Source organism: Roseburia zhanii, from assembly GCF_014287635.1.
GTDB lineage: Bacteria > Bacillota > Clostridia > Lachnospirales > Lachnospiraceae > Roseburia_B > Roseburia_B zhanii.
In genome coordinates, this window is sequence record NZ_JACOPH010000013.1 from 1 (window position 1) to 17605 (window position 17605).

General features: G+C 46.1%; 20 protein-coding genes. 19 read left to right on the forward strand and 1 reads right to left on the reverse strand.

Annotation, left to right across the window (positions count from 1 at the left end; translation table 11 throughout):
• The first annotated feature begins 158 nt into the window (after window positions 1–158).
• From H8S17_RS12410 to H8S17_RS12445, 8 genes are all read left to right on the forward strand, one after another.
• Entirely contained in the window at window positions 159–815 is a 657-nt protein-coding gene (locus tag H8S17_RS12410; RefSeq protein WP_002303420.1) for a hypothetical protein, read from the forward strand.
• 181 nt (window positions 816–996) lie between these two features.
• On the forward strand, window positions 997–1527 hold the full coding sequence (locus tag H8S17_RS12415) for a dihydrofolate reductase family protein (protein ID WP_002303421.1): 531 nt from the start codon (window positions 997–999) through the stop codon (window positions 1525–1527).
• Between the two features lie 363 nt (window positions 1528–1890).
• Entirely contained in the window at window positions 1891–3057 is a 1167-nt protein-coding gene (locus H8S17_RS12420) for an XRE family transcriptional regulator (protein WP_004614023.1), read from the forward strand.
• A gap of 653 nt (window positions 3058–3710) precedes the next feature.
• Window positions 3711–3938 carry a hypothetical protein gene (locus tag H8S17_RS12425; RefSeq protein WP_042741427.1) on the forward strand — a complete coding sequence of 76 codons (228 nt, stop codon included), beginning with the start codon at window positions 3711–3713 and terminating at the stop codon, window positions 3936–3938.
• A 111-nt stretch (window positions 3939–4049) separates the two neighbouring features.
• Window positions 4050–5663 (forward strand): recombinase family protein, encoded by a 1614-nt coding sequence (locus tag H8S17_RS12430; RefSeq protein WP_186867553.1) that lies wholly within the window; start codon window positions 4050–4052, stop codon window positions 5661–5663.
• Window positions 5664–6206: 543 nt separating this feature from the next.
• Complete coding sequence (locus tag H8S17_RS12435; protein WP_023921375.1) at window positions 6207–6665, forward strand: RNA polymerase sigma factor; 459 nt, start codon at window positions 6207–6209, stop codon at window positions 6663–6665.
• Window positions 6643–6840 carry a helix-turn-helix domain-containing protein gene (locus H8S17_RS12440; protein ID WP_005921293.1) on the forward strand — a complete coding sequence of 66 codons (198 nt, stop codon included), beginning with the start codon at window positions 6643–6645 and terminating at the stop codon, window positions 6838–6840. The genes H8S17_RS12435 and H8S17_RS12440 overlap by 23 nt, the downstream gene beginning before the upstream one ends.
• 57 nt (window positions 6841–6897) lie before the next feature.
• Window positions 6898–7308, forward strand: coding sequence for a hypothetical protein (locus tag H8S17_RS12445; RefSeq protein WP_287711283.1), 411 nt, complete (start codon window positions 6898–6900; stop codon window positions 7306–7308).
• Here H8S17_RS12445 and H8S17_RS12450 read toward each other — a convergent pair.
• Window positions 7253–7765: a hypothetical protein gene (locus tag H8S17_RS12450; protein ID WP_186867554.1), complete on the reverse strand. Its 513-nt coding sequence runs from the start codon at window positions 7763–7765 to the stop codon at window positions 7253–7255. The two genes, H8S17_RS12445 and H8S17_RS12450, sit on opposite strands and share 56 nt — an antisense overlap.
• A gap of 73 nt (window positions 7766–7838) precedes the next feature.
• On the opposite strand from H8S17_RS12450, the gene H8S17_RS12455 reads away from it, so the two are divergent.
• The 11 genes from H8S17_RS12455 to H8S17_RS12505 all read left to right on the forward strand — a co-directional run bounded on the left by H8S17_RS12455 (window position 7839) and on the right by H8S17_RS12505 (window position 17605).
• On the forward strand, window positions 7839–8237 hold the full coding sequence (locus H8S17_RS12455; protein ID WP_025486349.1) for a plasmid mobilization protein: 399 nt from the start codon (window positions 7839–7841) through the stop codon (window positions 8235–8237).
• Window positions 8209–9831, forward strand: coding sequence for a relaxase/mobilization nuclease domain-containing protein (locus H8S17_RS12460; protein WP_118670446.1), 1623 nt, complete (start codon window positions 8209–8211; stop codon window positions 9829–9831). Before H8S17_RS12455 ends, H8S17_RS12460 begins: the two co-directional genes overlap by 29 nt.
• Window positions 9832–10015: 184 nt before the next feature.
• The gene (locus H8S17_RS12465) at window positions 10016–10228 is read left to right on the forward strand and encodes a hypothetical protein (protein ID WP_058966390.1); all 213 of its coding nucleotides are present in this window, start codon (window positions 10016–10018) and stop codon (window positions 10226–10228) included.
• Window positions 10218–10967 carry a phage replisome organizer N-terminal domain-containing protein gene (locus H8S17_RS12470; protein ID WP_006555734.1) on the forward strand — a complete coding sequence of 250 codons (750 nt, stop codon included), beginning with the start codon at window positions 10218–10220 and terminating at the stop codon, window positions 10965–10967. The genes H8S17_RS12465 and H8S17_RS12470 overlap by 11 nt, the downstream gene beginning before the upstream one ends.
• Window positions 10964–11818 (forward strand): ATP-binding protein, encoded by an 855-nt coding sequence (locus H8S17_RS12475; protein ID WP_009255551.1) that lies wholly within the window; start codon window positions 10964–10966, stop codon window positions 11816–11818. The genes H8S17_RS12470 and H8S17_RS12475 overlap by 4 nt, the downstream gene beginning before the upstream one ends.
• Entirely contained in the window at window positions 11815–12003 is a 189-nt protein-coding gene (locus H8S17_RS12480; RefSeq protein ID WP_002569233.1) for a transposon-encoded TnpW family protein, read from the forward strand. The genes H8S17_RS12475 and H8S17_RS12480 overlap by 4 nt, the downstream gene beginning before the upstream one ends.
• Before the next feature lie 111 nt (window positions 12004–12114).
• On the forward strand, window positions 12115–13725 hold the full coding sequence (locus tag H8S17_RS12485) for a recombinase family protein (RefSeq protein ID WP_118469360.1): 1611 nt from the start codon (window positions 12115–12117) through the stop codon (window positions 13723–13725).
• 36 nt (window positions 13726–13761) lie between these two features.
• Window positions 13762–13908, forward strand: coding sequence for a Maff2 family mobile element protein (locus tag H8S17_RS17125; protein ID WP_177294030.1), 147 nt, complete (start codon window positions 13762–13764; stop codon window positions 13906–13908).
• 19 nt (window positions 13909–13927) lie between these two features.
• On the forward strand, window positions 13928–14797 hold the full coding sequence (locus H8S17_RS12495) for a VirB6/TrbL-like conjugal transfer protein, CD1112 family (RefSeq protein ID WP_118523587.1): 870 nt from the start codon (window positions 13928–13930) through the stop codon (window positions 14795–14797).
• Between the two features lie 17 nt (window positions 14798–14814).
• The gene (locus H8S17_RS12500) at window positions 14815–15222 is read left to right on the forward strand and encodes a PrgI family protein (protein ID WP_186867555.1); all 408 of its coding nucleotides are present in this window, start codon (window positions 14815–14817) and stop codon (window positions 15220–15222) included.
• Window positions 15167–17605 (forward strand): VirB4-like conjugal transfer ATPase, CD1110 family, encoded by a 2439-nt coding sequence (locus tag H8S17_RS12505; RefSeq protein WP_186867556.1) that lies wholly within the window; start codon window positions 15167–15169, stop codon window positions 17603–17605. Before H8S17_RS12500 ends, H8S17_RS12505 begins: the two co-directional genes overlap by 56 nt.

Here is a 17605-nt window from a genome sequence, read left to right on the forward strand (position 1 = left end):
CCAAAGACGTACTATTGCTTATATTAAAGTGAATGTTATTATGAGGAGCCGTATGCGGGAAAGCCGCACGTACGGATCTGTGAGGGGCTAAAGTTGCAAGGCTTTAGTCTACTCGACTGTATGGGGCGATAAAATCAGAATTTGAGAGAGGATTGAATATGAATAAGGAATGGTCTGAACTTAATAAAACAATGCAGGCACAAATAAAAAAGAAAGATACTTATAAGAGGGGTATTGATACTTTACTTACTTTACGAAGTCAGTTAATACAAACCTTAGTATCTTTCAAAGAAGAATTATGCAGAGAAGATTTTAACTCAATCCCCTTCATAAACGCTGATGGTTATCATAGTAAGACGATTGCTTATTCTATTTGGCATATTTTCCGCATTGAAGATATAGTTGTGCATACAGTGATAAATGAAGATGAACAAGTATTTTTTGCAGGCAATTATCAAGAGCGTATCAATTCACCTATCATTACAACAGGAAATGAACTCATGAAACAGCAGATTGCAGACTTTTCAAAACAGCTTAATCTGGAAGAATTATATTTATATATTTTCGAAGTATGGGAAAGCACTGAGAAAATGCTTGAACGGTTATCTTATGATGAATTGAAAAGAAAAATACCGAAAGAAAGAAAAGGATACTTAGAATCGTTGAATGTAGTAAACGACAATGAAAAAGCAATTTGGCTGATTGATTATTGGTGTAATAAAGATATTTGTGGACTAATTCAAATGCCGTTTTCAAGACATTGGATTATGCACACAGAAGCCTGTTTGCGTATAAAGAACAAGATACATTCATAGGCAAAAATTTCAGTTTGTAGAACTAAGGAAATTGGAATTTAAGGAGGAATAAAGTATGGTTAGTGATTTTATAAGAGCAGCATTTCCATGGATTTTAATGGGTTTATTTGTAGCAATCAGTTGTTCCCTTATGAGTAAAAAAGAGAAATAAATTCCTGTTTGTATTTATAAAAGAGAAAAAATGAGAAAAGTAGTTTTATTTATTGCCATGAGCCTTGACGGATATATTGCGGACGGTAATGGTGGAGTAGCTTGGCTAAATGGTCATGGAAATGACAATGAAAACATCGACACTTATACAGAATTTACCAAAGATATAGATACTGTCTTAATGGGGTGGAATACTTCTCATCAGGTTGTTACTGAACTTTCTCCGCAAGAATGGGTATATAATAAATTTACAACTTATGTATTAACACATAAAGAGTGCAATTCTTCCCAACAAATTCATTTTACAAGTGAAAATCCTGTTTTATTATTGGAACGGCTAAAACAAGAAGCAGGAAAGGATATTTGGATTTGTGGCGGAGCAAATCTTGTTCAGCAGTTGGTAAGCAAAAATATGATTGATAAATATTACATTTCTGTTATTCCTACTCTGTTAGGAAATGGGGTTCGTCTTTTGGGCAACATAGACAGGGAAATAAAGTTAAGGCTTTGTAAAACACAGACTTATAACGGAATAACCGATTTGATTTATATGCGTAGATAACTAGAGAGAAACAGAAAAGCTGTTAAACCGACGGAGCGATCCGACCACGTTGGCGGGAAAATCCTTAAGATTTTTCCGCCATGCTTGCAAGGGGGCGGTTCGCTTCGGCGGTTCGGCGAGCTTGCGAGCCGTTCAAAGCCCCCGTTATCTAACAGGGGGGTACTATTACAAAAGACAAGAGCAAAAACAAATACAAAACTGCTGATATGCAACGATTTATAAGGTTATAAGAACTTATTTCACTTCACACCCTATTTTTTCTACCCGACAGGTCTAAAACAGCATATCAATAGAAAATAAATATAAGATACAAGGTGTATGCTCCTATGAGTATATGCCTTTTTTTGATTGGAGGAATAAAGCATGAATGATATAAAATTTATTGAAACATTAAAGCAAAAGAGAAATGCCTGTGATTACTCGCAATCACGACTGGCACAGGAACTACAAATCAGCAGGCAGAACTTAAATGAAATTGAAAACGGAAAAACAAAAGCCAGTAAAGAAATGAAACATATACTTTTGCATTATCTTGATTATTGTAATTGTACTCAGCCTTTCACTTTAACGATTGACTATCTGCGTGTTCGTTTTCCTACCACAGACGCATTGGAAATTATAAAAAATATACTGGCAATGAAGAGCGAATATTTTATCCATGAAGATTATGGAATGTATGGTTATGAAGAACAGTATGTCTATGGGGATATTAGTGTAAATGCTTCTAAAGATAGTTCTATGGGTGTTTTATTGGAATTAAGAGGTATGGGGTGTCGGAACTTGGAATATGTTTTACAGGCAAGAGGGATAGACTGGTATTGCTTTTTAAGCTGTTGTATAGATTATCAAGGTGTTTTTAAACGCATAGATTTGGCAGTCAATGATATGGGTGGATTGCTGGATATAGAAATTCTAAGAGAACGCTATTATGCCAACAAGGTATGGAAACGTTCAAGAACCCATGAAGCAGTAGACAGCGGAAAATTATCGGGTACAAATGGAGATACTGCAAAAACTTTTTATATCGGTTCAAAGAATAGTTCTATCTACTTTTGCCTATATGAAAAAGAAAAGGAACAAAAAAGCAAAGGCATAAAAACAGACATTAAGAACCGCTTTGAAATTCGTTTGAAAAATGAAAAAGCAGGACAAACGATAGAACAATTTGTTTTTTCAAGAAATCCCGAACAGACCATAGCGAACCTTATTCTCACACAGATAGATTTTCCCGATTATATTTTATGGGATATATTTTTAGATAATGTAATGACTTCACTTCCATTTGTTATGACACCTGTCGCAGTCAATATGGATAAAACAAAACGCTGGTTAGAAAGACAGGTAATGCCCTCTTTATTGATGATAAAAGAGATTGAAAAGAAAACAGGGGCAAATTATCTGGAAGAAATCGACAGACATACAAGACTAACAGAAAAGCAGGAATTAAAAATCAAACAAATGACAACAGACATAGCAGATATGATTGAGAAAGATACCGCTGTTCCACAAGGGAATGACGGTATTTTTTAATTTCTTCAAAAAATCTGCAACAAAACGGTTACTTGCGTACAGATATGGTGCAAGGAAAGGAAATCTGACTTTTTTTGAAAACAGGTCATTAAATCGGTGGTTGCTGTCCCTATATGATGTGAAAGAAGAAACGATTTTCAATTTCAACTTAACAATCCGTAGTTTCCGTTCCCTATATGGAGCAAAGAAAATCTTTCATTCCATAGTTGGTAGTAATAGTGTTGCATGGGTAGTTAGGGTGTGAAAAGAAAATCAGATTTTTTCATCACCAACTTAGCAGAATGACACTTTCTTTCCCTATATGGTGCAGGAAAAGAGAAAAGTTTTGAAGATTGGTTACGCTTCTGCTCTTTTCCAACGCGGTATATTAGGAAAGACGATTTTCTTCTTTCATGTTCTTTGACAACTGAATAAAGCAATTTAATACGTTTGACAGACAGCGAGCCGTTGAAACAGATACGCCATGACCTTTTCCCTGCTAAAGTGAGCGAGCCTTATCTGTGTTCCTGTAAGAAACTTGTCCTTTCCTACCGCCATGACCTGTCCTGTCTGATAATGATACTCCCGTACAGCCACAGCTTGAGCGTTCAGAGCGTCGCACGCAATGGGTACGGCTACATAAGAACTATGCAGAGGTAGAACTCCTGTGGGCTATGACAAAAGCCGTTGAATTGCTTAGAAAAGATTTTTACAGAAAGGGGGTATGTGTTATTGCTGATATTGTAAAAACAAGGCAGGAAAAGACAGATAATAAGCGTGGCATTGGCAACAGAGGAAAAACAAAGATTGTTGTAAAAGAGCATTTTTCCGAAAAGGGAAAGACAATGGAAGAACTTCTGACGGATGTTATGCTGGAAAAAGCAAAGCAGACAATCGCATAAAATCGGTGCAGTTGTAAGAAATAGATTGAATGACAAAAAGTACCCGTGTTATACTTTACTTGCAAGCAGGTATTGTAAACACGGGTTAGTTATAAAGGAGGATAACTGACAATGAAACAACAGATTTACAATACTGCACTTTATCTTAGGTTAAGCCGAGATGATGAATTACAGGGCGAAAGTTCCAGCATTACCACACAAAGAAGTATGTTGCGTCTATATGCAAAAGAACATCATTTGAATGTGATTGATGAGTATATTGATGACGGCTGGTCGGGAACAAATTTTGAAAGACCGAGTTTCCAGAGAATGATTGAAGATATAGAGGCAGGAAAAATCAACTGTGTTGTAACGAAAGACCTTTCCCGACTTGGCAGAAATTATATTATGACAGGACAATATACAGAATTGTATTTTCCCAGCCATAATGTCCGTTACATAGCGATTGACGACGGTGTAGACAGCGAAAAAGGCGAAAGTGAGATTGCACCATTTAAGAATATCATCAATGAATGGGTGGCAAGAGATACAAGCCGTAAAGTGAAATCTGCATTTAAGACAAAATTTGCAGAGGGTGCGTATTATGGGGCTTATGCTCCGTTAGGATATAAGAAACACCCCGACATCAAAGGAAAACTGCTGGTTGATGAGGAAACAAAATGGATTGTTGAAAAAATCTTCTCCCTAGCCTATCAAGGTTACGGTAGTGCCAAAATCACAAAGGTACTGCGAGAAGAAAAAGTTCCGACAGCGTCTTGGCTGAATTTTACAAGGTATGGTACTTTTGCACATATCTTTGAGGGAAAGCCCGACAGCAAGCGTTATGAATGGACGATTGCTCATGTTAAGGCAATTTTAAAAAGTGAAGTCTATATCGGCAACAGCGTTCATAATCGACAGTCAACTATTTCTTTCAAAAGCAAGAAGAAAGTACGAAAACCCGAAAGTGAATGGTTTCGAGTAGAAAACACGCATGAGCCGATTATTGACAAAGAAGTATTCTATCGTGTGCAGGAACAGATAAAATCAAGGCGTAGACAGACAAAGGAAAAAGCAACGCCGATATTTGCAGGGCTTGTCAAGTGTGCGGATTGTGGCTGGTCTATGCGGTTTGCGACAAATAAGGCAAATAAAACGCCATACAGTTATTATGCTTGCAGTTACTACGGGCAGTTTGGCAAAGGTACTTGTTCTATGCACTATATCCGTTATGATGTGTTGTATCAAGCCGTATTGGAACGATTGCAGTATTGGGCTAAGGCAGTACAGCAGGACGAAGAAAAGGTGTTGAATAAGATACAAAAGGCTGGCAATGCAGAGCGAATACGGGAAAAGAAGAAAAAGGCAAGTGCCTTGAAGAAAGCCGAGAACCGACAAAATGAGATTGACCGCTTGTTTGCGAAAATGTACGAAGATAGAGCCTGTGAGAAGATAACGGAACGAAACTTCATCATGCTGTCGGGGAAATATCAGAAAGAACAGATAGAACTGGAACAGCAGATAACCAACCTAAGAGAAGAATTAAGTAAAATGGAACAGGATATGATAGGTGCTGAAAGGTGGATTGAGTTAATCAAGGAGTATTCCGTACCAAAGGAACTGACAGCACCGTTATTAAATGCAATGATAGAAAAAATCCTTATTCACGAAGCAACAACGAATGAGGAGAACGAAAGAATACAGGAAATAGAGATATATTACCGATTTATTGGAAAAGTAGACTGATAAAGAGGGTTCATATCTTTAACTAAGGGAAACTGGGCAGGTCATACCCGAAGTAGAAAAGATTGTTGAACTAAGCAAAGTATTCGATGTTACCGTGGATTATCTGTTAAAACCATCAGAGATAGATGAATTATCGGTTAAAACAGAAATTCTGGAACAACAACAGAAACAGATGTTAGTTAGGGAACAGAAACGCACTCAAATTTCCAAAAATATTATGTATTCGATTGGAATTTATTTGATTTTTTTTGCGGTCTATTTCATTGGGCATTTCTATTTTGAAATATGGAATGCTTCTGTAATTCTTGCGGAATTACTCATTGCAACTGCGATTGTAGTTTTTGTTTGGGTAAGGAGTTTTTCCGACAAATCATAAAGAGATAGAATTTGTAGCAAACCCAGCCGAGCCTGTCAACGGTCAAGATGAACGGCGCAAAAGCGCCGCCGTTGACAGCCCCGCCCGTCTTTGCTGTTCGGTAATCAAGAGGGCGACAGCACAAGATGCTGCCGCCCTCTGCCATTATTCAGAAAGGGGGATTTTCCATGACCGAACACGAAAAGTATCAAGAACATATCCGGCATACACACGATGCCTTTTGCAAGACTGTTATTCGCCACGCTGCCATAGACGCAGCCCGGAGCATACGGAGCCGCCGCAAGCGGGAAATCTCACTTGAATATCTGATAGAAGAAAAACACTATCCATTCAGTACCACAGATAAATACTTTGCGGAGCAATCCGGCATGACCAGCTATCCGCTTTTCGTCTGTGGTCAGATGGTGCTTTTGGAAAGTCCAGAGCTTGCCGCAGCCCTGTCCGCACTATCACAGATGGAACAGGAAATCATTTTCTTGTACTACTTCCAACGATTGACGCATAGGGAGATTGGACGGAGATATGGACGGGCTGGCAACACAACCGGGCGGCGTATTCAGATGATTTTACGGCGGCTACGGGCAGAGTTGGAGGGTTTGTCCTATGAGCCAGCTACTTCCCTATGAGACAATCGTTAAGGCAAGCGAGGGCGACCCGGAAGCTGTTGCCGCCGTCTTATCCCATTATGCGGGATATGTCCGCTCTTGTGCGAAAATGGACGGACAGATTAACACGGATATGCAGGAGCATATCGTCAGGCAACTGATAGAAAGCCTGTTGAAGTTCCGCTTTGACCGCTAAACAGAAAAGTTGTATAATTAGAGCCTGACAAATTAAACTTCAATGAGGGTAGAGCAAATGGAACAGATTATCAATTATAGAGACATACCCACAGATAAAAGGATTGACATATTAAATGCTCTTGAGCGAATAGGTTTTTTTCCGGCATACGGCGGCGTGAGAACAATGCAGCAAATTATGGAAAAGTCAGTTCCAGGTTCAGGCCCACAATTCTATTTCGTTTTCCGTGAAAATGAGTTGATAGGGTACAATTTTCTCATTGGGGACACTAAGAAATATAAAGCGTTCCCATGGCTTGCTATTAGCAATATGGATGAGCAGAAGTTGACTGTTTGTGAAGAACTGATGAAAATACAAATTGCCTTTTTTGAAGAACTCGGAATGCAAAAGATAGCAGATCATTGCGTTAGGATTATGGAAGATTACAGAAAAGGAATTGGAAAGCAGAAAGAAAGCGATTGCAGATAAATTCCATTTGAAAAACGGCTGACAATTTAATACCGCCGCCCATCACAGCGGCAGATAAGCAGTAAATCTTGAAAAGGTTTACTGCTTTTTTTGCGCCCATTTTCAAAAATCTTTGGCAAACCACACCGCCGGATTGTTGTAGGGAGCAGACAGGGAAAACAAAAAAAATTCCGCTGCGTTTGCCAAAACGACCCCTTTTCACCGTTGTAGTGGTGAACAGCGGGCAGAACACGCCGCCGCAATCGCTATATTGGTGGAGCAAGCCAGTATATCCGCAAACCAGAGCCGCCGAGGAAAGCGGTAGTTTTTTAGAGCAAGATTCTACCGCAGTACCAAAATTCGCTTTTCGCTCATTTTGCCCCTGCGGGAATCTTGTTGGGGAGTGCCTTCCCCAAACCCTGCTTATGCGGCTTGCGCCGCTTAAAAATCCCTCAAAATATTTTTTCGGATTTTTCAAAAACAGTTCCGCTTCACACCCCGTTTTTCTCCTATTAGTGAGAGGACACCACGCACAGAAAGGAGGTTTTACCATGCGAAAACGATACAACACGCCGCACCGCAGCCGGGTAGTCAAGACACGCATGACCGAGGAAGAATACGCCGAGTTTGCCCAGCGGCTTTCTGCCTACAACATGAGCCAAGCCGAGTTTATCCGGCAAGCCATAACCGGGGCAGCCATACGCCCCATCATAACCGTTTCCCCCGTCAACGACGAGCTGCTTGCCGCTGTTGGGAAGCTGACCGCCGAATACGGCAGGATCGGCGGCAACTTAAACCAGATAGCCCGGACACTGAACGAGTGGCACAGCCCCTACCCGCAACTTGCCGGGGAGGTACGGGCGGCAGTTTCCGACCTTGCTGCCCTAAAGTTTGAAGTCTTGCAGAAAGTGGGTGACGCTGTTGGCAACATTCAAACATATCAGCTCTAAAAATGCCGACTATGGCGCAGCGGAAGCCTATCTCACATTTGAGCATGACGAGTTTACCATGAAGCCCACCCTTGATGAAAACGGGCGGCTGATACCGAGGGAGGATTACCGCATTTCTTCCCTCAACTGTGGGGGCGAGGATTTCGCTGTTGCCTGTATGCGGGCTAATCTCCGCTATGAGAAAAACCAAAAACGGGAAGATGTGAAAAGCCACCACTATATCATCAGCTTTGACCCACGGGACGGGACAGACAACGGCTTGACCGTAGACCGGGCGCAGGAGCTGGGCGAGCAGTTCTGTAAAGAGCATTTCCCCGGACACCAAGCCTTAGTCTGCACCCACCCGGACGGGCATAACCACAGCGGCAATATCCATGTGCATATCGTCATCAACTCCCTGCGGATTTATGAAGTCCCGCTTCTGCCCTACATGGACAGACCAGCCGACACACGGGAGGGCTGCAAGCACCGCTGCACCAACGCCGCTATGGAATATTTCAAGAGTGAAGTCATGGAGATGTGCCACCGGGAGGGACTTTACCAAATCGACCTCTTGAACGGCAGCAAGGAACGGATAACCGAACGGGAATACTGGGCGGCAAAGAAAGGGCAGCTTGCCCTTGATAAAGAGAACGCCGCCAGAGAAGCCGCAGGACAGCCGACCAAGCCCACCAAGTTTGAAACGGACAAGGCGAAGCTGCGCCGGACGATACGGCAGGCACTTTCCCAAGCTACCAGCTTTGACGAGTTTTCTTCCCTTTTGCTGCGGGAGGGTGTGACCGTCAAGGAGAGCCGGGGGCGGCTTTCCTACCTCACACCGGACAGGACAAAGCCTATCACAGCCCGGAAGCTGGGGGACGATTTTGACAAGGCTGCTGTCCTTGCCCTGCTCACGCAGAACGCCCACAGAGCCGCCGAACAGACCAAAGCCATACCCGAATATCCTGCCGCAGTTAAAAAGCCGTTACAAGGGGAAAAAACCACAAAAACCACCCCGGCAGACAACACCTTGCAGCGCATGGTTGACCGGGAAGCCAAGCGAGCCGAGGGCAAGGGCGTGGGCTATGACCGCTGGGCGTCAAAGCACAATCTAAAGCAAATGGCAGCTACCGTTACCGCCTACCAGCAGTACGGCTTTTCTTCCCCGGAGGAACTGGACGAAGCCTGTTCTGCCGCCTATGCCGCCATGCAGGAAAGCCTTACAGAGCTGAAGCAGGTGGAAAAGACACTGAACGGGAAAAAGGAGCTGCAACGGCAGGTGCTTGCCTATTCCAAGACCCGCCCTGTCCGGGACGGGCTGAAACAGCAGAAAAACGCCAAGGCAAAAGCAGCCTACCGACAGAAGCATGAAAGCGACTTTATCATAGCAGACGCAGCCGCCCGCTATTTCAGGGAGAACGGCATTTCCAAGCTGCCGAGCTATAAAGCCCTGCAAGCAGAGATTGAAAGCCTTATCAAAGAGAAAAACAGCGGCTACAACGATTACCGGGCAAAACGGGAGGAATACCGCCGCTTACAGACTGTCAAGGGCAATATCGACCAGATTTTACGCCGGGAACGCAAGCCTGTGAAAAGGCAGGAACAGGAGCGATAAAAACCGCCCCAAAATGTACCCGAACCCATACAGAACAAGGGGGCTGCCCCGCACCCTATCCGCAATACCAAAGGATTTTTTAACGGGCTTACAGGGCAGAAAAACCCCGAAAATGATACCGAGATGATACAGAATTACCGCCGATACCGCCACACCAGCGGAAACGGCAGAAAGGAGCGCACCCATGCCAAGAATGAGCAAGAAACGGCGGCTGGAATGGTCTTTTTTCCTGCGGCAAGTAAAAGTCGGGAATACCACCTGCGACCGTATCACATACAACGACCTCTGCCGGGGCTGTACCCATAGCTGCAAGCAGAGCTTCCGGGCGGTTATCATACTCTGCCCCCACTACTACTCCAAACGCCGGAAAAAGGAGGACAGGGACAATGGCAGATAACCGCAAGTATTACTACCTCAAGCTGAAAGAGAACTTTTTTGACAGCGACTCCATTGTGCTGCTGGAAGATATGAAAGACGGGATTTTATACTCCAATATCCTCTTGAAGCTGTACTTAAAATCGCTGAAAAACGGCGGGAAATTGCAGCTTGACGAGCATATCCCCTACACAGCGCAGATGATAGCGACACTGACCCGCCACCAGATAGGGACGGTTGAGAGGGCTTTAGAGATTTTCCGGCAGTTGGGGCTTGTGGAGCAGCTTGACAGCGGGGCTTTTTATATGACCGATATTGAGCTGATGATAGGACAGTCCTCTACCGAAGCCGAGAGGAAACGGGCTGCAAGGCTGGAAAACAAGGCACTTTTACCGCCCCGGACAAAAGGCGGACATTTGTCCGACATTCGTCCACCAGAGATAGAGATAGAGTTAGAGAAAGAGATAGAGATAGAAAAAGAGAGAGAGGGAGAAACGGGACACCCCGCCCCCGCTGCTTATGGCAGATACAACAATGTGATACTGACCGATACAGAGCTTTCCGGGCTGAAAACAGAGCTGCCCGACAAGTGGGAGTATTACCTTGACCGGCTTTCCTGCCATATCGCTTCCACCGGGAAGCAGTACCACAGCCATGCAGCCACCATTTACAAGTGGGCGCAGGAGGACGCTGCCAAAGGCAAGGCTGCCCCGAAACAGGGCATACCCGATTATTCATGCAAGGAGGGCGAGAGCTTATGAAAAACGAGATTGAAGCTATGATTACGGACATTACAACCACTACCACCGAAGCGGAGGATTACACAGGCGAGGACGGGCTTTTATACTGCGGTAAGTGCCATACGCCCAAAGAAGCCTATTTTGCAGAGGGAAAGACTTGTTTCGGGCGTGACCGCCACCCAACAGACTGCGACTGCCAGCGGGCAGCCCGTGAAAAGCAGCAAGCCGCCGAAAGCCGACAGAAGCACCTTGAAAAAGTGGAGGACTTGAAACGCCGGGGCTTTACTGACCCTGCTATGCGGAACTGGACATTTGAGCATGACAACGGCAGAAACCCACAGACCGAAACCGCCCGCTTTTATGTGGAGAGCTGGGAAACCATGCAGGCTGAAAATATCGGCTACCTGTTTTGGGGAGGCGTGGGGACGGGAAAAAGCTACCTTGCCGCCTGTATCGCCAACGCCCTTATGGAGCAGGAAGTCCCGGTGTGCATGACAAACTTTGCAACGATACTGGGTGACCTTGCCGCCAGCTTTGAGGGCAGGAACGAATATATTTCCCGCCTTTGCAGCTACCCCCTGCTGATACTTGATGATTTTGGTATGGAGCGAGGGACAGAATACGGGCTGGAACAGGTTTACAGCGTGATTGACAGCCGTTACCGAAGCGGCAAGCCGCTGATCGCCACGACCAACCTCACGCTGGAGGAATTGCAGCACCCGCAGGACACGCCCCACGCCCGTATCTATGACAGGCTGACTTCCATGTGCGCCCCCGTCCGCTTCACGGGCAGCAACTTCCGAAAGGAAACCGCACAGGAAAAGCTGGAACGCTTAAAGCAACTGATGAAGCAGCGAAAGGAGAGCCTATGACAGAAACGAAACAGACAAGCACCACCAAAACAGACCGCCGCCCGGACTGTGTGACGGAAATCCGCATGGGCAACTCCGTCCTTACCGTTTCCGGCTTCTTCAAGCAGGGCGCAACCGACACCGCAGCCGACAAGATGATGAAAGTGCTGGAAGCGGAAGCTGCTACACAAAAAACGGCGATTTGACCGACCATAAAGAAGCAGATTTGACGCTTTTGCCGCTATACAGACAGCCGCCCCATGTGGTACAATCAAGGTACGGAATAGTGGGGCTGGCTGTCGGAAACGGAGGATTTTATGTTAAGACAGACCAACCAACAACCAATTACCGCCCTTTACCCAAGACTTTCCCATGAGGACGAGCTGCAAGGCGAGAGCAATTCCATTTCCAATCAGAAGCGTATCCTTGAAACCTATGCAAAGCAGAACGGCTTTTCCAATCTGCGCTGGTACACGGACGACGGTTATTCTGGTGCGAACTTTCAAAGACCCGGTTTTCAAGCCATGCTTGCGGACATTGAAGCCGGAAAAGTCGGGACAGTTATCGTAAAGGATATGTCGAGATTAGGGCGAAACTACCTGCAAGTGGGAATGTACACAGAAATGATTTTCCCACAGAAAGGTGTCCGCTTCATCGCTATCAATGACGGAGTGGACAGCGCACAGGGCGACAATGACTTTGCCCCGCTGCGGAATATCTTTAACGAATGGCTGGTGAGAGATACGAGCAAGAAAATCAAAGCAGTGAAACGCTCAAAAGGTATGAGTGGCAAGCCCATCACAAGCAAGCCTGTGTATGGCTACCTCATGGACGAGGACGAAAATTTCATTATTGACGAGGAAGCTGCACCCGTAGTCAAGCAGATATACAACTTCTGCCTTGCCGGGAACGGTCCGACCAAGATAGCCCGTATGCTCACAGAGCAGCAAATCCCCACGCCGGGGACGCTGGAATACCGCAGGACGGGCAGCACACGCCGCTACCACCCCGGCTATGAGTGCAAGTGGGCAACCAATACCGTTGTGCATATCCTTGAAAACCGGGAATACACGGGCTGCCTGGTAAACTTCAAGACGGAAAAACTCTCTTATAAAGTCAAGCACAGCGTAGAAAACCCGGAGGAAAAGCAAGTGATTTTCGAGAACCACCACGAGCCTATCATAGACACCCAAACATGGGAACGGGTGCAGGAGCTTCGCAAACAGCGCAAACGCCCAAACCGCTATGATGAAGTGGGTTTGTTCTCCGGCATACTGTTCTGTGCGGACTGCGGCAGCGTGATGTATCAGCAGCGATACCAGACGGACAAGCGCAAGCAGGACTGTTATATCTGCGGCAACTACAAGAAACGCACCCATGACTGTACGGCGCACTTTATCCGCACCGACCTCTTGACCGCTGGTGTACTCTCCAATCTGCGGAAAGTGACCAGCTATGCGGCAAAGCATGAAGCCCGGTTTATGAAACTCTTGATTGAGCAGAACGAGGACGGGGGCAAACGCAGGAACGCCGCCAAGAAAAAGGAACTGGAAGCCTCCGAGAAACGCATAGCCGAGTTATCCGCTATCTTCAAGCGGCTGTATGAGGACAGCGTGACCGGGCGCATATCAGACGAGCGTTTCACAGAGCTGTCGGCAGACTATGAAGCAGAGCAACGGGAGCTGAAAGAAAGAGCCGCTGCTATTCAAGCGGAGCTTTCCAAAGCACAGGAAGCCACCGTGAACGCAGAAAAGTTTATGAATGTTGTCCGGCGGCATACCAGCTTTGAAGAACTTACCCCTACTCTGCTGCGGGAGTTTGTAGAGAAAATCGTTGTGCATGAGTGCAGCTATGACGAGAACAAGACCCGCAGACAGGACATTGAGATTTATTATTCTTTTGTTGGCAAGGTGGACTTGCCCGAATAACCGCCCGACCTATCCGACACAAGAGCTAAGTGCCGGATAGGAACGGCAAAATTTTTTACACTTCTATTACTTCTTTATCGCACATCAGTAAAATCACAGGGCATGAAGCAGCTCATGGCAGGCGGCGGCGTTGCCCTTATCGGTATGACCCTTGTACCACTGCTTTCCGGCTTGTTCGGTTAAGAAGCGCGGGTAAAGGCTTATGCAGAGCATACTTGACGCGATTAACGAATGGATAAAGGAAATCCTTATCGGAACTATCAACGGTAATCTGTCAACTATGTTCGGGGACGTAAACGAGAAAGTCGGCACTATCGCCGCAGAAGTGGGACAGACCCCGCAAGGTTGGAACGCGAGCATATTTTCCATGATACAGACGCTATCGGAAAATGTGATTATCCCCCTTGCGGGGCTTGTCATTACCTATGTCCTGTGCGTGGAGCTAATCAGTATGGTAACGGAAAAGAACAATATGCACGACGTTGATACATTCATGTTCTTCAAGTGGTTTTTCAAAGCGTGGGTAGCAGTCTATCTTGTTACCCACACCTTTGACATTACTATGGCAGTATTCGACGTGGCGCAGCGTGTCGTTTCCGGTGCGGCAGGGGTAATCGGCGGCAACACCAATATTGATGTGACCGCCGCCCTGTCGTCCATGCAGGACGGGCTAAACGATATGGAAATCCCCGAACTTCTGTTGCTTGTCATGGAAACAAGCCTTGTGAGCTTGTGCATGAAAATCATGTCCGTTCTGATAACCGTTATCCTCTACGGCAGAATGATTGAAATTTACCTTTACTGTTCGGTGTCGCCTATCCCATTTGCAACTATGACAAACCGGGAATGGGGACAAATAGGCAGCAACTACCTAAAATCCCTGTTCGCACTTGGCTTTCAAGGCTTTCTCATTATGATTTGCGTTGGCATTTATGCGGTTCTTGTGAACACGCTGACCGTTGCGGATAACCTGCATAGCGCGATTTTTTCAATCGCCGCCTACACCGTTATCCTGTGCTTTTCCCTATTTAAGACCGGCGCACTTGCAAAGTCAATCTTTCACGCCCACTGATGAAAGGAGGTTTTTTCTTGGCGTATGTACCCGTACCCAAAGACTTAACAAAAGTAAAAACAAAGGTTGCGTTCAACCTTACCAAACGGCAGCTTATTTTCTTTGCGGCGGCGTTGGCTCTTGGCTTGCTGCTGTTCTTCCTGCTCAAAAACAGTGCAGGGACAAGCCTTGCTGCTATGGTAATGATTGTGGTTATGCTCCCGTGTTTCCTCTTTGCCATGTATGAAAAACACGGACAGCCTCTTGAAGTGGTAATTAGAAACATCATCAATACAAAATTCACCCGACCAAAGGAACGCCCTTATCAGACACAGAATTTCTACGCCGTTCTGGAACGGCAGGCAAAACTGGAAAAGGAGGTATCAGCGATTGCAAAAGGCAACTTCAAAAAAGGCGCAGCCAAAAAGCCCCGCAGCCGGGGCTAAACGGAAGCTAACCCGCGCCGAAAAGAAACAGATTGCGGAAGTCATACAGACCGCAAAGGGCGACGGGAAGCCCCACACCGCACAGCAGACCATTCCCTATATGCAGATGTTCCCGGACGGTATCTGCCATGTTTCCGGGAAGCGGTACAGCAAGACCGTAGCCTTTGAAGATATTAACTATCAGCTTGCACAGGCAGACGATAAGACCGCCATTTTTGAAAACTGGTGCGATTTCCTCAACTACTTTGACGCAAGCGTACAGGTGCAGCTTTCGTTCATCAATCAAGGCGGGCGCGGCAGCGAAGCCGAAAGTGCTATCCATATCCCGACGCAGGACGACGCTTTTAATTCTATCCGCAACGAATATGCGGATATGCTGAAAAATCAGCTTGCAAAGGGCAACAACGGACTGGTGAAGCATAAATACATCACCTTTTCCATTGAAGCGGACAGCATGAACGCGGCGAAATCCCGTCTTGCCCGTATCGAAACCGATATACTCAACAATTTTAAGGTCTTGGGCGTATCGGCACACCCCATGACAGGCTATGACCGCTTGGAAATGCTGCATGGGATTTTCCACCCGGAGGGTGAACCGTTCCGTTTCTCTTGGGACTGGCTTATCCCGTCCGGGCTTACTACAAAGGATTTTATCGCCCCGTCCTCTTTCCGTTTCGGTGAGGGGCGCACATTCCGCATGGGAAAGAAAATCGGTGCGGTATCATTCCTTGAAATCCTTGCGCCGGAACTCAACGACCGTATCTTATCGGAGATTTTGGACTTGGAAAACGGCGTTATCGTCAATCTGCATATCCGCAGTATCGACCAGAGCGAAGCTATCAAGACCATTAAGCGCAAAATCACCGACCTTGACAAAATGAAAATCGAGGAACAAAAGAAAGCGGTACGCAGCGGCTATGACATGGATATTATCCCGTCTGACCTTGCCACATTCGGCAACGAAGCAAAAAATCTTTTGCAGGATTTACAGAGCCGCAATGAACGAATGTTCCTGCTGACGTTCCTTGTGGTGAACATGGCAGACACGAAGCGTAAACTTGACAATGATATTTTCGCCACGGCGGGCATTGCACAGAAAAACAACTGCGCCCTTACCCGTCTGGACTATATGCAGGAAGCGGGCTTTATGGCGAGCGTTCCGCTTGGGGAAAATCTTATCCCCATTCAGCGGGGACTTACCACATCAAGCACCGCTATTTTTATTCCGTTCATCACGCAGGAGCTTTTTCAAACAGGCGCAGCCCTGTACTACGGACTGAACGCACTTTCTAACAACATGATACTCTGCGACCGAAAGCAGCTTAAAAATCCAAACGGGCTTATCTTGGGAACACCGGGCAGCGGTAAATCCTTTGCGGCAAAACGGGAAATGGCAAATGCCTTTCTCATTACCGACGACGATATTATTATCTGCGACCCGGAAGCCGAGTATTTTTCCCTTGTGCAGCGTTTGAACGGTCAAGTTATCCGGCTGTCTCCGACTGGCAGGGGCATTGACGGAAAGCCCCAGTATGTGAACCCTATGGACATAAACCTCAACTACTCCGAGGACGACAGCCCGCTTGCCTTGAAGTCCGACTTTATCCTCTCCCTGTGTGAGCTTGTTATCGGCGGCAAGGAGGGCTTGCAGCCCGTGGAAAAGACCGTCATTGACCGCGCCGTAAGGAATGTGTACCGACCGTTCCTTGCCGACCCAGACCCGGAGAAAATGCCTGTCTTGGGCGATTTGTACGACGAGCTTTTGAAGCAGCCAGAACCCGAAGCCGCCCGTATCGCGGCAGCATTGGAGCTTTATGTTTCCGGCTCTTTGAATGTCTTTAACCACCGTACCAACGTGGAGCTTGAAAATCGCCTTGTCTGCTTTGATATTAAACAGCTTGGGAAGCAGCTCAAAAAGTTAGGTATGCTGATTGTGCAAGACCAGGTATGGAACCGAGTGACCGTCAACCGGGCAGAAAAGAAATCCACCCGCTATTACATGGACGAATTTCATTTGCTCCTAAAAGAAGAACAGACCGCAGCCTATTCCGTGGAGATTTGGAAGCGATTTCGTAAATGGGGCGGCATACCGACAGCAATCACACAGAATGTCAAGGATTTGCTTGCGTCCCGCGAGGTGGAGAACATTTTTGAAAACTCTGATTTTGTCCTCATGCTCAATCAAGCGGCGGGCGACCGGGCTATCCTTGCAAAGCAGCTCAATATTTCCCCGCAGCAGATGAAGTATGTTACCCACTCCGAAGCAGGCGAGGGACTGATTTTCTATGGGAATGTGGTGCTGCCGTTTGTTGACCGCTTCCCGAAAGATACAGAGCTTTACCGTGTAATGACAACAAAGCCGGAGGAAGTCGAGGGCGCATAA

Coding starts and splice junctions, on each gene's coding strand:
- H8S17_RS12410 (WP_002303420.1), top strand. CDS start 159: ATGAATAAGGAATGGTCTGAACTTAATAAAACAATGCAGGCACAAATA.
- H8S17_RS12415 (WP_002303421.1), top strand. CDS start 997: ATGAGAAAAGTAGTTTTATTTATTGCCATGAGCCTTGACGGATATATT.
- H8S17_RS12420 (WP_004614023.1), top strand. CDS start 1,891: ATGAATGATATAAAATTTATTGAAACATTAAAGCAAAAGAGAAATGCC.
- H8S17_RS12425 (WP_042741427.1), top strand. CDS start 3,711: ATGACAAAAGCCGTTGAATTGCTTAGAAAAGATTTTTACAGAAAGGGG.
- H8S17_RS12430 (WP_186867553.1), top strand. CDS start 4,050: ATGAAACAACAGATTTACAATACTGCACTTTATCTTAGGTTAAGCCGA.
- H8S17_RS12435 (WP_023921375.1), top strand. CDS start 6,207: ATGACCGAACACGAAAAGTATCAAGAACATATCCGGCATACACACGAT.
- H8S17_RS12440 (WP_005921293.1), top strand. CDS start 6,643: ATGAGCCAGCTACTTCCCTATGAGACAATCGTTAAGGCAAGCGAGGGC.
- H8S17_RS12445 (WP_287711283.1), top strand. CDS start 6,898: ATGGAACAGATTATCAATTATAGAGACATACCCACAGATAAAAGGATT.
- H8S17_RS12455 (WP_025486349.1), top strand. CDS start 7,839: ATGCGAAAACGATACAACACGCCGCACCGCAGCCGGGTAGTCAAGACA.
- H8S17_RS12465 (WP_058966390.1), top strand. CDS start 10,016: ATGCCAAGAATGAGCAAGAAACGGCGGCTGGAATGGTCTTTTTTCCTG.
- H8S17_RS12470 (WP_006555734.1), top strand. CDS start 10,218: ATGGCAGATAACCGCAAGTATTACTACCTCAAGCTGAAAGAGAACTTT.
- H8S17_RS12475 (WP_009255551.1), top strand. CDS start 10,964: ATGAAAAACGAGATTGAAGCTATGATTACGGACATTACAACCACTACC.
- H8S17_RS12480 (WP_002569233.1), top strand. CDS start 11,815: ATGACAGAAACGAAACAGACAAGCACCACCAAAACAGACCGCCGCCCG.
- H8S17_RS12485 (WP_118469360.1), top strand. CDS start 12,115: ATGTTAAGACAGACCAACCAACAACCAATTACCGCCCTTTACCCAAGA.
- H8S17_RS12495 (WP_118523587.1), top strand. CDS start 13,928: ATGCAGAGCATACTTGACGCGATTAACGAATGGATAAAGGAAATCCTT.